This window comes from Paenibacillus residui, from assembly GCF_042677205.1.
In the GTDB taxonomy this organism is placed as follows: domain Bacteria; phylum Bacillota; class Bacilli; order Paenibacillales; family NBRC-103111; genus Paenibacillus_L; species Paenibacillus_L residui.
Genome location: NZ_JBHTIU010000067.1, coordinates 1 through 12,309, shown reverse-complemented (window position 1 = coordinate 12,309; position 12,309 = coordinate 1). Strand labels below are relative to the sequence as shown.

Sequence of the window (12,309 nt, the reverse complement as noted above, 5' to 3'; positions counted from 1 at the left end):
AGGCGCAGGGCGACCGGGTGGTCCGGCATGCGGACCGCGACCGTCGGCAGGCCGGCCGTCACGTTGGCGGCGACGGCGCCGGGCTTGGCCGGCAGCACCAGCGTAAGCGGGCCGGGCCAGAAGGCGTCCATTAGACGCCGGGAGGTCTCGTCGAGGCGATCCGCATCCGTCAGATCGCCTAGTTGAGACCTGTCGGCTATATGGACAATCAGCGGGTTGTCCGACGGCCTGCCCTTGGCCGCGAAGATACCCGCCACCGCTTCCGCGCTGCGGGCATCCGCTCCGAGACCGTAGACGGTCTCCGTCGGGAATGCGACCCGCTTGCCTTCCCGCAGCCAGCGGGCGGCTTCCTGCAAGCCCGAATCCGCAGCCTCTATCTTCTGTGGATTCATGATCCACACTTTAGTCATCTTCGGTTCATCCTTTATCATTGTGTTTATTTATTTCATTTCTACCTAGCCCCGCTCGGGAGCGACTTTATTGTACCCAACCAATAACAACTTGTAAACGGAAATCAACCATCCCCGTTAGGAGTGAGATGTTTAGTAGGGATGGAGAGATTCGGAAGGTCGTACGGCACAATAATGATCCAAAAAGGGGGATCACTTGAAAAATCGCCGACATTTTTATAAGTAATGGCGCGGAACAAGCGGCATAGGGATCAATAATCATAAAATGTCCCGATTCGAGCCCTCGCTCTTCCTAATAGGTAAAAAGCGCAAAAGTGCATCTTTTCCAATCAAGCCAACCCGATTTAGAGAAAAAGCCTGCAATTGTGCGCCAATTTTAACCATCTATACCCGAAATGGGACAAACTAGATAAAAAAGAGGCATTTTTGCAGGAATATTTCCGATGGAATATAAAGATTTGCCTAAAAGATGTAAAAATGCATCTTTTCTATAACTGATTGAGCACGCAAGCTTTGAGCCTGTCATAGGCTGCTCCGCTTGAAACCCGTTCATCCGAAATTGCCTATCTTGCTACCGTCCCACTATTGAAGTGGTGCCTACGCAAACCATCCTTTCACCCAGGACAGCAAGCCTTGAAGCAGATCCCACAGGAAAAACCTTACCTCCCGGTCAGCCGGTGCCTGGAGAGAAGCTTGCCGAAGCGAGTCGTCCTCCTGCTGAGCCTTGCTTTGCCCATCGCCGCCTTTGGTATCCTTGGCAAGCTGAGAAGCACCTTGTCCCTCCTCCGTCTTCCCTTTAGATGAAGTGGAGTCCTCCTTGTCTTGGGCGACGGCTTGACCGGAAGCAACGTCAACGAAGCATAGCGGCGGGAAGAGCACGCACCACCAGTTCTGTCCCTGGCCGCTGCCTAATGTAACTTTAAGAGCTTCGTAATCTCCGGCCGGATATACGCGGCTGCCATAGAGCTTGGTCGGAAATTCAGCGCTTCCCAACTCTACTTTAAATTCGTAGTCGTAGCCCCGTTTTTCCAGAATTTCTGCAATCAACTCACGAAAAACCGGCAAATGTGCTTCCACCTGCTCCCTAGCTTCCTCAATGGAGGCAGGGCCGGTTACCCAGCCGTTCATCTCTTCAACGATCGCATCGCGGATCAAACGTTTGATCGCCTGATCCTGTACCGAATCGGAATTGGCCAATATTCTTAGGCGGATCGCCTCCTCCGGAATACCCGATTGGAAGACAGCCGCGTTGGTTTTGTTCGATTCCCAGCAAAATAACAGAACAATAAGGGCAAAAGCGATATAACCGTATTTATGAAAGGATACTCTTCTTACCATTGGAATCTATCTCCTCTCCTGAATGCCTACTATCCAGTATGGCCTTCCCGAGAAGGAGTTATACTATATCTCAATATTTTTAGTAGATTGATAGAATCCTTTAAAAAGTGTCCTTAGCAGCCCAATATAGGGGGGTGGCTGTCGGCTTGGGAACCTGATTTATGAAAGACGGGATCAACTGTCCGACTGAACCCGTCCTGGTCACGAATGGTCTAAATTGTAGCGAAGCTTTCAGCGCCAGGCCAGAACATGCCTCTCTATCCCCGCCAGATCGGTAACAATTTGGGTCTCCGACCATTTTCCTTCCCGCTTAAGCATCTCTTCGACCGCCCTTGCCTGGCCCTGCCCGACCTCAAAGCCGACCAATGCAGGAGGGGCAGTCAACTTGTCCATGTCAATCAGGAACCGGCGATAATAGTCCATCCCGTCTTCCCCTCCGTGAAGCGCGAGATGCGGCTCATATTGGCCCACTTCCTTTTGCAGTGAAGGCATGTCCCCGGATGGAATATACGGTGGATTGGAGACGAGAATATCGATTTCTGCCCTCTTCCGAATGAGCGGATCGAGCAAATCTCCAAGCATAAACTCGATCCGTCCTTCTCCGGTATGCTTTGCCCCGTTCAATTTGGCAACCTGCAGAGCCTCCTCCGACAGGTCCGTAGCCCATATCCGCCATTCCGGACATTGAACGGCCACAGTCACCGCGATAGCGCCGCTTCCCGTCCCAACATCGACCAGAAGCGGTTCTTGCTCTGGCCACATTCGTTTTCCCTGCTTGATCAGGGCTTCCACCAGAAGCTCGGTCTCGGGGCGTGGAATGAGAACTGCCGGTGTAACCGTATAAGAGAGTCCATAAAACTCCTGCTCTCCTATAATATACTGTACAGGCTCTCCGCTTGCTTTCCGTTGGATGGCCACCTGCCATGCAGACATCCGGTCTTCGGGAAAAGACTCCTGCCAATTCAAGAGCAGCCGGTTGCGGTCCCACCCCAGTACATACTGGAGAAGCAGCTCGGAGCAGGCTCCGGCATCCGGAACCCCCTGCCCCTGTAAAAAAGAAGAAGCCCATATATAGGCTTCCCGAATCGAAGAAGGCCGGTTGACATTCATCGGCTTACTCCCCTTTTTCCAACTGTTCGGCTTGTGCCGCTACGGTTAACGCTGAGATGAATTCTTCCATATCCCCATCCATTACGGATTCCAGCCGATGAACGGTCATACCTATGCGATGGTCGGTGACCCGGCTTTGCGGAAAGTTATAGGTACGAATTCGTTCGCTCCGGTCTCCCGTTCCGATCTTGTTCTTGCGCTCCGAATCGTACTTCTGCTGCTCTTCCTGTAAAAATTTATCGTAGATACGGGCACGCAATACTTGCAATGCTTTCTCTTTATTCGAGTTCTGGGATTTGCCGTCCTGACAGGTGGCCACTATTCCCGTTGGCAGGTGGGTAACGCGAACCGCCGATTTGGTCGTGTTGACGGACTGTCCTCCCGCCCCGCTCGAGCAGAATGTATCTACACGGATGTCGCTTTCCTTGATTTCCACTTCTACTTCCTCGGCTTCCGGAATGACTACAACTGTCGAGGTCGAAGTATGAATCCGTCCTCCCGATTCCGTCACCGGTATCCGCTGCACACGGTGTGCCCCGCTCTCATATTTGAGCTTGCTGTAGGCCCCTTTACCGGACACCATGAAGATGACCTCTTTAAAGCCTCCCAGATCATTCAGGCTGGCTTCCAAAATTTCCGTCTTCCAGCCTTGACGGTCGGCATAACGCGTGTACATCCGATAAAGATCGGCAGCAAACAGCGCCGCTTCGTCTCCTCCGGCTGCACCGCGAATTTCGACAATGACGTTCTTGTCGTCATTCGGGTCCTTGGGAAGCATTAATATTTTGATCTGCTCCTCCAGCTGTTCCCTGCGCTCCTCTAGCTCATCAATCTCCATTTTGACAAGATCGCGCATTTCATCGTCCAGCTTTTCATTCTGCATTGCCTTGGCATCGGTCAGCTGTTCGATTACCATTTTATACTCGGTGTAGGCATCATAAGCTTCCTGGAGGTCGGATTGTTCTTTGGAATATTCTCTTAATTTTTTGGTATCGTTAGCTACGTCCGGATCGCAGAGCAATTCGCTCAGCTTCTCATAACGATCGGCCAACGATTGGAGCCGGTCTAACAAGCGCACTCACCTCTTGACAAGGATGGATTAATCAATCGTTCGATCTTTCTTGGGTTGCGTAAATGGCGAGATTTCATATCGCTTTATATGATTCTGGCTTCAGGAACCTTCCCATATCGGGTTAAAATTCCGTCCGCTCACATCTATACATTAAAGCGGAAATGCATTACATCTCCGTCCTGAACTACATAATCTTTACCTTCCAGACGCAGTTGGCCTTTTTCCTTGGCTGCGTTCATAGATCCGGCTGCAACCAAGTCCTCATAGGACACAACCTCGGCACGGATAAAGCCCCGCTCGAAGTCGGTATGAATAACGGCCGCCGCCTGAGGCGCTTTCGTTCCCTGGCGGATGGTCCAGGCCCGTACTTCCTGTACTCCTGCTGTGAAATAAGTATACAAGCCCAGAAGCTTATAAGCGGCCCGAATAAGCCTATCCAGTCCGGACTCCTTCAGTCCGAGCTCCTCCAGGAACATTTCGCGGTCCTCACCCTCGAGCTCCGCGATTTCCGATTCTACCTTGGCGCTGATCGGAACTACCTCTGCGCCTTCCTTAGCCGCGTATTCTCTTACCAGCTGAACATAAGGATTGCCATCGGCATTGCCGGCCTCGGCCTCGCTTACATTCGCTGCATACAGTACAGGCTTGATTGTCAACAAATGAAGATCGCGGATCAGCAGTTTCTCCTCATCGCTAAGCTCGACACTGCGGGCCGGTTTGTCCGTCAGCAGAGCTTCCTTGATCTTTTCCAGACATTCTACCTCGGCCGCGTATTTTTTATCCCCGCTTTTCATATTTTTACGGGAACGGTCGATTCTTTTCTCAACGGAGTCCAAATCGGCCAGAATCAGTTCGAGGTTAATGGTCTCGATATCGTCAATCGGGTTCACTTTACCCGACACATGTGTAATATTCTCATCCTGAAAACAACGGACAACATGAACAATGGCGTCCACTTCGCGAATATGGGCCAAAAATTTATTCCCCAGGCCTTCTCCCTTACTGGCTCCTTTGACAAGCCCGGCAATATCGACAAATTCAAAGGCTGTCGGAACGATCCGGTTAGGCACGACGATCTCTGCAAGCTTCTGCAGACGTTCATCGGGAACTTCAACGACCCCCACGTTCGGATCGATCGTACAGAACGGATAGTTGGCGGATTCCGCCCCTGCTTGGGTTATCGCGTTAAACAAAGTGGATTTTCCCACGTTAGGTAAGCCGACAATACCTGCTTTCAAAGCCATTTAGGACAACTCCCTTATTATATACGTCAATCAAGTCATCAAGATATTATACCGCATATTAAGAAAAAGCTCCAGAGACTTATACGGGAGCGGTTCCATTTGAAGGAAATCGACAAGGCATAGCCGGTTTGACTGTTTATTGTGAGAAGTTCCTTTTGGGCACAAAAATCCCCGTCAGCCGGTCGCTAACGGGGATTCGTAGGTTGAAAAGATTTAATTATTCTACAACACCGTATATGATCTCTGACTAAATCCTCATGCTGTCACCCTAACTCTTCTCACATTGGAATTCACAGAGTCGTTACTGGATCATTCGTCAGATCGTTGGATTGGATGGAGTAACTTCGGCTTAAGGGTTTAATCTGATATTATTAGAATCAACCCTATATTGAGATTTAGCGACAACTGAATATTAGTTCTGAACGTTATTATAAAGAGAGCGGTGAAAGGAGAATTACAATGAAGCTTTATATTCTTGCCATCTTCATTCTGCTTACTAGTTGTACACTGTCACCAAATAATGATCCTCATGAGTCTACCGAGTTCGAAAGCCCGCCATTTTCACTTCAACCTTCATCTTACCCATCTCCGCAATCAACTCCCCAACCTTCAACCCATCCAATATCTGAAAGTAAACAATTAGCTCATTCTATGCTTAAAGATGCTTCTAGTAATCAATTCGATGATATCGAAAATATCGTTGGCGGATTAGACAAGGAAGAGCTGGACGAACTTCTTAAGTATGTCTTGACTTATTGGCACCAATACTCCTATAAAAATCAAGAAGATTTACAATTGGTATCTTTATTACTGGAAAAAGGCGCGGATCCTAACGGTGTGGATGATGATGGAATGCCCTTGCTTTTTATTGCGAGGACAGCCGATATGCTTATTCTAATGGCAGAAGATAGAAGGGCTGATTTAAATGTTAGATCTCCTCATGGAAACACATTACTATTAGACGCTATTGGATCCTATAGGAGTGATAAAGTGGAATACTTGCTTCAAAGAGGTGCTGATCCCAATGAAGAAGGAAATCCCAATGAACAAGAGAAGTGGTCGCCTCTTCATCTTGCCATTGCATATGCAGATTATGAAGATTTGATGATGCCAATTGTGGAAAGTTTATTGAGTCATAAAGATATTGACTTGGCCAAAGTAGATGAGGAAAACCGGACTCCCTATGAGCTGGCTCTTCAGCTGGAGAGAACCGCGGTACTTGAATTATTTGAAAAGAAAGGGTTAGTTAATTCTGTGAACTAATTTAGAATGTGGTGTTCGCCGCCTCACTATCTGGCGGAAGAAAGAGCCATATTCGCCATTCCCAATGGCGGTGCAACGATCTATATACAACCGACAATAGGGGCTGTCCAGAAAGTCAGTGAAAACTGACTGCTGGTCCGCCCCATCTCGCTTGTAAAGATATTTTTAAACTCTATTTATCCTTTGCAGATACAAGATCAGAAAATAGAGCTCTTATCAAATCGATATGTGCTTTGTCGTAAGTAAGAATGCCGACTTCCTGCAGTAGATACTCACTTTTCACAGGAAACGGTTCGAGGTGAATAGTTAGCATGTACTCATTATCTACTATAATTCGAGTTCCTCTGATATCAGAGAATTCCTTAGTCGCAACACTCTTTCCTTTGATTTTTGAGACTACGGGTTGTGATTTTACACCATGGCCAATAAAGATCATCGAATTTTTAGAGATTGCTTCAATTAAAGCCAACAGGCTATATTCGCTCTTTTCTAACATGTACAAGTTATCTGTAATAATGACAACTTCTCTGGGTTTCTTTTGTGTAAGAGATCGTAGAATATCTTGGTATTCTTGGTACAGCAAAAGCCGGTCTGTAAAATAACTGCTGCAGATTTGGTCCATGTCAATACTTGAACTTTGGAGATGAGTTACGAACGCAGATCGCTTATCCTCTAAAGTCTCTATGGCATACTCCTCTTCAGGATACCATTTGAAGAATGCAGATTTCTTACGTTGATGGTATTCCCTCGTATCATATATCTCATAAAATGATCTAGGGTGACTTTTCATTTGTTCTCTAAGACAAGTGTAATACAAATCTTTGTTATCGTCGCTTATCAGTTCAAAAGCAATGTTGTCAGTATCTTGGGAGTAGTAAACATGAGCTGGCAATTGATCATACACTCGGTCGTAGTCCTCAATAGTAATAACCCGGTATAATTCGTCTGCACCAACAGTGTCATTTCCCATAAATCTGTCGCGGCTCTCTCTAACTCTTATATTATACAACTCTCTGATTTCATGTTCCTTGTTGGCAAGAAAATGTCCAGATAAATCTTCTATGTTATTTAGATAAACCGTACATTTCGATTTGTTTCTAAGCTTGGACCTGTACGTGTTCTCATCTTTTACAATTTCACCTGTAAGCATGTTGAAGTAGACATTATCCATATAATCCGGTTCGATTCGTATGGATTTTAATTCGAGCAAAACTTTTCTTCCCGCATCAGAGAGGGAGATAACCCTCCCCATGTGGGTAATGTAATCAGCTACGCCGAGCTCTAGGAGAATTCTGTCGAAGTAGTCTTTGTCAACGCCAAGCACTTCGCGTATCTCATCATAGTCCGTCCATTTCTCTTCAATGAGGCGGAGAACGACTTCATGTGCCAGTGGCAGATGATATTCCCTGCGAGTAGTGATATTCAACTTCATTCGAACGTAAGGAATACCGATCGTAATCGTCTTTAAATATCGTAGACCCTCAATTTGTGGAGGGATACTCGCCTTCAAATTAAGAATGTAATCATTTTCTCGCATGACCTGGCTCCTTGTATTCAATAATCTCGCAGCCGTCTGTTTGAGACATATAACGGACAATCTCAGGGAGTTTGTTTGTAGGTTGTCTATTTCGCATGAAATGATCTTTGTCTCCAACTATGACTAACAGTCTACGTGCTCTGGACAAGGCTACATTAATTCGCTGTGCGGATTTCTGAAATCCGATATCATTCTTTGTATTGCTACGGACGGTACTAAAAATCACAATATCTTTGTCTTTTCCTTGATACGCATCCACCGTATTTACCTCAATATTGCAGATATTTTTGAAGTCAGCCCTTGCGACAAAATCTCTAATAATGGACTTTTGATAGCTGTAACCTGTAATCACTGCGATTTCATATCCACGGGCGGCCTCTTCTTTATCTATATCCCAAAGCTTCTGCTTTATAATTTGAATTTCCTTCTCATTTTTATAGGTTTTTTGATCTTGGTGTGTCTGATGCCTTCTTTCTCGCCTATTCCATACCTTACTAGTACTCACCCATATCAATTGTTTTCCTTGATACAATTCTAGTTCATGAGTTCGCTCGTCATTAGGAATTCCAGTCTGTATCTCATTTCCATAAAAGACTCTACTAATCATATCACCAATGGTTCGGTGCATCCGGTATTGAGTCGTCAAACGGATACGGTTTGATTTCGGGAAGTTATCGTAGAGACGCTTAAACATACCATTCTCAAAATCTTCTTGTTTTCCATGTGAAGTTAGCTTGATGGCCTCCGTATTTAGTACAGGTGGCAACTGTTGATGATCTCCGACTAAGATTAACCGGCTTCCCTTAAGGAGTGGTATAAGAAGTTCAGGTACACTCGCTTTCGCACCTTCATCAACAATGACATAATCAAAATTCATATTTCGGGTAGATGGATTCGAGTTAAAGCCTGTGCAGGTACCCGCAACAATGGTTGCATTTTCGATTAGTCGGGATTCTGTATCATTGGCAATCCCAAGACGATTTATCCAGTTATTTTGAATAATAGCAGTTCGAATAATCCGTTGCTTTTCTGGTTCACCCATGTATTTGGACTCAAATTGCTGGATCAGCAACTCTTCCTCTTCTGAATGGCTCGGTTGAGACTTCATTTCAACGTATTGTTTTAGCTCGTCCGGATCAATTTCATACTGTGTGGCTAGATTTTTCATCTTCCGGCAAGAGGCTTGTTTTGTTTCATTGGCCCATAAATTTCTGGCGTTTGAAACACTGTATTTATCCCGAATAGCGGGCAAGATATTCTCATCCAACCCAATTCGGATTACTTTCGTACTGAAATCTTGTGGAAAGTGTAACCCTTCCAAGACGTTGTCAACAGCGGTATGTGACTGTGACACAATCAAAATTTTAAACTTTTCTTGTGAAATATCGACATTGTTACGGTTTAAGATCTGATTCACAAATTCTCGAATGACCGTAGTTTTCCCTGTTCCAGGAGGACCTTGTATGACTGCAATCGAGGATGTGTTTAAGGCCACTTTTACGGAATCTTTTTGGTTGGAATCTAATCTCTCATTGAAGAAGTTAATGTTATTGAAACTTCCTATGGATTTGGGGGTCTCAAATCCTAGAATAATATCCCGTAAATTCTCATTGCACATGGCTTCATCGTTTTTCAATGCACGGATAGCACTCATCTGCTTATCAAGCAGATTAATTTTAAAACGATAATCTTCTACTAGTTTCCCCGAACGCGGAATCCCATTGATTTTGTTCGGAGACTTAACAACAAGATACACGGTATCATCCTGGTAAGTGATTTCCTTGAACTTTCCAATCACGACTGGCTTTGTTCTGTACTTTCGATCAGGATCCTCTAGTCTGGGATCGAAAATAATGGTTGTCTCATTCGTAAATCCCAAGCTTTCTACCGTCGTATCCAGCAGTTCGAACTCCACCGTTTGATCCTCTGTGTTATAGCGATACCTCATGTAGTCTAAGCTTTTGGCAGCTGAAATAAGTAAATCTTTTTCCTTATCGAGATAGTCTAACCAAATTCCAAAAAACTTCTCAAACTCGGTTTGTTTACTAGCGTCAGATTGATAATCGATCCGATGATCCACCAGATCATTTACAACTTCATACGTTTGGAAATCCATCTGTGTAGATTGATTCATCGAATGGTTAAAGATGGGTTTTCCAGCTATACGCAAGTACATTTTTTCATAACGCGATCGTTCTGTCTGTTTGAGAAATTTAATATCATTCACTAGAAAATGCTCGTCGTAGTCCTGGTATACGCCCTTCAAAAGGTATCCGTCTGTCGAGAAAAATGACACTTCATCTCCATTTTCCAACCTACCACTCTCGAGCTTGGAATCGACAAATCCATAAATATCTTTTTCGAACCACTTGTTTAAGAATTGATCAATAAATTCATTAAGCTTGACGTATCGTGGTACAAATCTTAATGATCTTGCCTTTTCGAGCAATTCAAGAGGGAATTTGATCGAGAATTTCGTAACCGACAATAGGGAGTCGATTATCTGAGCCAGATCTCGTTTAAGATCGGTGATGGTTTCATATCTTGCTTTAAGATCAGTTTCGACAGCTTTCATAAGGATGTTCTTTAATGGTGGAGTAATGTCGGAACTCTGTGAAATGGATACTTTGAGGTTTTCAGGCAAATCGGGCACACAACCGGTTAAGAAAAAATAGATCGTGGCCCCTAAAGAGTAAATGTCGCTTTGAAAAGAAGCATTTTCTGGATGATACCCCACTTCTGGAGCTGAATAATGATTCGAACCGAATTTATAAATGGTTTCACCCGTTACCATCCCCTTAATCTTGGAGAGACCGAAGTCAATCAGCTTCGCTTGTCTGTGTTCGACGATCATTATATTAGATGGTTTGATATCTCTATGTAGTATAGCTTGGCTGTGTGCAGCTTCAACAGCATCAATAAGCTGCTGAATGATTCTAATTTTGTCAACATATTCAATCAATGATCGGTCAATCGTTTGAAGGTTTTCACCGCTAATATGTTCTAGAAATATTCTCCCTTTTTTACCACCGTTCTCACCAGGTAAGAACTCAAAATCATACATTTGAATAATATGATTATGATGTAGCCGGCGTAAGGCGCCTACCTCTCTTTCAAAAAGAAGCCTCGTGTAGCGATCCAAATTTCCTTGCTTCCTCGCTACTCTGGGTGGGGTAAATAGACAGCGATTTTATATGGAGAGGCGGGCATGATAAGCTGGTTAGCAACGCGAATTCCTTACCCTTCGCGGCTTTCGCGAGTACTCATGCCCGCAGAGGCTCCATGTCAAATCGCTCTATTATGCCTCTCAAACGTAGTTTTTCCCATGTAGTATAGCGAAGAGCCTTAAAATCTTTATCCAATCTTAAATCATACTTATAAATAGCTTTTATTATACTTTCTGTAATATGTTGCTTTAAATCATTACGATCATTTGCTCCGGCCTTTTTGCTCACTTTTATAATAAGCGGATTAAACATTTCTAACAATGTTTTCATTGATTCTTTATCTCCTTGTTTTGCTTTTTGAACTAGAATATATATATTATTTTTATTCATTTTCGTGTCACCCCTATTTTTATTGCCTCAATAAGTTCAGATATTTTGTTATTAAGTATTTCTATTCTTTTTTCAAACCGAAGAAGGAGATACGCAGTAATTGCAATTGGGAAACCAAAATTTGAAATTACAGATGTGATTATGGATATTAGTTGTGAAGTATCTTTCATTTTTAAACCCCCTTTGAAATTTGAATCTTCATTTTCTTTAACGCTGTAACTCTTGTTTTTGTAATTGCTTGTGGTGTAACACCTAATAATACTGATACCTCAGTATCTTTTTTATTTGCGCAATAGACCAAAGTGATAACTTTTTGTTGCTTTGGTGTAAGTCTCATAAAAGCTGAATATACCTGCTGATCTAATATCATTTCTTTAAATTGCTGGGGATCTGATGAATTTGTATCACCAAACTCATTTGAATATGACCGGTTTAGTAAGAGTTCACCATAAGATATGCAAGAATCTCCTTCCAACGGTTTGTCATAAATAAGATGATTCCTTTGCCTTACTCTAGTCGCTTTTCTTTGGAAATCAATCTCACAATATAATATTAGGTTACTAATATACTTAATTAATCTAATTGATATGAAAAAATTACGAATAGCCTTCTCTATGTTAATTCTATTTTCTCTACTTGGACTATCTAAAAAATTCTTTACTAACGTCACATTTTCTGATACTGCAAGAAAGCTGCCTATAAGTTCATTAGTAACTCAACTTTCGCAGCTTAGATTGGCAAACAAACCCTTGATATAACTGGGTAAGGTGCTCATCCA

At 44.0% G+C, this 12,309-nt stretch carries 11 protein-coding genes; 1 reads left to right on the top strand and 10 read right to left on the bottom strand.

The features are described from left to right. The 5 genes from ACFQ03_RS17525 to ychF form a co-directional block, all read right to left on the bottom strand. Positions 1–410, bottom strand: a 410-nt coding sequence (locus ACFQ03_RS17525) for an L-threonylcarbamoyladenylate synthase (protein WP_379289761.1), incomplete at its 3' end; no start/stop codon positions are given. Between the two features lie 597 nt (positions 411–1,007). Further along, positions 1,008–1,748 carry a stage II sporulation protein R gene (spoIIR, locus tag ACFQ03_RS17520; protein WP_144939556.1) on the bottom strand — a complete coding sequence of 247 codons (741 nt, stop codon included), beginning with the start codon at positions 1,746–1,748 and terminating at the stop codon, positions 1,008–1,010. 231 nt (positions 1,749–1,979) lie between these two features. Further along, a complete protein-coding gene (gene prmC, locus ACFQ03_RS17515; protein WP_379289758.1) occupies positions 1,980–2,858 on the bottom strand; it encodes a peptide chain release factor N(5)-glutamine methyltransferase in 879 nt (292 codons plus the stop codon). A gap of 4 nt (positions 2,859–2,862) precedes the next feature. Next, the gene (prfA, locus tag ACFQ03_RS17510; RefSeq protein WP_379289756.1) at positions 2,863–3,930 is read right to left on the bottom strand and encodes a peptide chain release factor 1; all 1,068 of its coding nucleotides are present in this window, start codon (positions 3,928–3,930) and stop codon (positions 2,863–2,865) included. Between the two features lie 143 nt (positions 3,931–4,073). Then, entirely contained in the window at positions 4,074–5,174 is a 1,101-nt protein-coding gene (gene ychF / locus ACFQ03_RS17505) for a redox-regulated ATPase YchF (protein WP_379289754.1), read from the bottom strand. Between the two features lie 459 nt (positions 5,175–5,633). Between ychF and ACFQ03_RS17500 the strand changes: the two genes are divergently transcribed. Next, positions 5,634–6,437 (top strand): ankyrin repeat domain-containing protein, encoded by an 804-nt coding sequence (locus ACFQ03_RS17500; RefSeq protein ID WP_379289752.1) that lies wholly within the window; start codon positions 5,634–5,636, stop codon positions 6,435–6,437. Positions 6,438–6,609: 172 nt separating this feature from the next. Here ACFQ03_RS17500 and ACFQ03_RS17495 read toward each other — a convergent pair whose 3' ends face one another. The 5 genes from ACFQ03_RS17495 to ACFQ03_RS17475 form a co-directional block, all read right to left on the bottom strand. After that, entirely contained in the window at positions 6,610–7,974 is a 1,365-nt protein-coding gene (locus tag ACFQ03_RS17495; RefSeq protein WP_379289750.1) for a hypothetical protein, read from the bottom strand. Beyond that, entirely contained in the window at positions 7,961–11,116 is a 3,156-nt protein-coding gene (locus ACFQ03_RS17490) for an AAA domain-containing protein (RefSeq protein ID WP_379289748.1), read from the bottom strand. Before ACFQ03_RS17490 ends, ACFQ03_RS17495 begins: the two co-directional genes overlap by 14 nt. Positions 11,117–11,237: 121 nt before the next feature. Next, entirely contained in the window at positions 11,238–11,531 is a 294-nt protein-coding gene (locus ACFQ03_RS17485) for a helix-turn-helix domain-containing protein (protein ID WP_379289746.1), read from the bottom strand. After that, positions 11,528–11,701, bottom strand: coding sequence for a YvrJ family protein (locus ACFQ03_RS17480; RefSeq protein ID WP_379289744.1), 174 nt, complete (start codon positions 11,699–11,701; stop codon positions 11,528–11,530). The genes ACFQ03_RS17485 and ACFQ03_RS17480 overlap by 4 nt, the downstream gene beginning before the upstream one ends. 2 nt (positions 11,702–11,703) lie before the next feature. Continuing rightward, the gene (locus ACFQ03_RS17475) at positions 11,704–12,201 is read right to left on the bottom strand and encodes a hypothetical protein (RefSeq protein WP_379289742.1); all 498 of its coding nucleotides are present in this window, start codon (positions 12,199–12,201) and stop codon (positions 11,704–11,706) included. Between the last annotated feature and the right edge of the window lie 108 nt (positions 12,202–12,309).

Coding starts and splice junctions, on each gene's coding strand:
- spoIIR (WP_144939556.1), bottom strand. CDS start 1,748: ATGGTAAGAAGAGTATCCTTTCATAAATACGGTTATATCGCTTTTGCC.
- prmC (WP_379289758.1), bottom strand. CDS start 2,858: ATGAATGTCAACCGGCCTTCTTCGATTCGGGAAGCCTATATATGGGCT.
- ychF (WP_379289754.1), bottom strand. CDS start 5,174: ATGGCTTTGAAAGCAGGTATTGTCGGCTTACCTAACGTGGGAAAATCC.
- ACFQ03_RS17500 (WP_379289752.1), top strand. CDS start 5,634: ATGAAGCTTTATATTCTTGCCATCTTCATTCTGCTTACTAGTTGTACA.
- ACFQ03_RS17495 (WP_379289750.1), bottom strand. CDS start 7,974: ATGCGAGAAAATGATTACATTCTTAATTTGAAGGCGAGTATCCCTCCA.
- ACFQ03_RS17485 (WP_379289746.1), bottom strand. CDS start 11,531: ATGAATAAAAATAATATATATATTCTAGTTCAAAAAGCAAAACAAGGA.
- ACFQ03_RS17480 (WP_379289744.1), bottom strand. CDS start 11,701: ATGAAAGATACTTCACAACTAATATCCATAATCACATCTGTAATTTCA.